This window comes from Pontibacter vulgaris (assembly GCF_022758145.1).
Lineage (GTDB): Bacteria > Bacteroidota > Bacteroidia > Cytophagales > Hymenobacteraceae > Pontibacter > Pontibacter vulgaris.
Map to the genome: position 1 here is coordinate 1 of NZ_JAJVDH010000036.1, position 519 is coordinate 519.

The 519-nt window shown below is 44.9% G+C and carries 1 protein-coding gene and 1 pseudogene; one reads left to right on the top strand and one right to left on the bottom strand.

All coding sequences use genetic code 11. From position 1 onward, the window contains the following. Window positions 1-183: hypothetical protein (locus LWP20_RS18205; RefSeq protein ID WP_242929603.1), on the top strand; the 183-nt coding region annotated here is incomplete at its 5' end. Window positions 184-251: 68 nt separating this feature from the next. Here the strand turns inward: LWP20_RS18205 and LWP20_RS18210 are convergent. Further along, window positions 252-519, bottom strand: a pseudogene (locus LWP20_RS18210) (hypothetical protein); the annotation flags it as partial.

The window sequence follows — 519 nt, forward strand, 5'->3', positions numbered from 1 at the left end:
TACCGCCATGCTAATTTCTCCGATCCGCGTACCATTATCCATTGGCTGCAGAACTCATACTTTAACAACATAGAGGTGCGCCAAACGCTGTTTCACCCGCTTAACCAGGTCAGGGATACAGAACTTACCAAGCCAGGATTTGGCGAAGGCTCCTACGTTATTATTGCAGCCCATCGAAAATAGAACATCTTACAGCATGCAGCTACAGGGCAATGAGTTTTCAGATAAATGTTGATTCTTAAAGTATAAGCTTAGCCCTGGCTGCCTTTAAATTCTAAAATCAGGTAATTGTTTTGTAAAACTACATTGGCTCCCGGTTTTATACTTTCCCTATCCAGGGTGTTAGCCAGCCATGCGGCATCTTTACCGGAAGCGTAATTGAGGCGGAACTTTCGTAACTGCATAGGCACCATTCTGAGCGAGATCAGCTTGCCGGTAGCCGTGTTTATTTCAGGAAAATACATGAGTGAGAGATCGCCGCGAAACTCTTCATGCCCGCCTATGCCTTCATAATCATTA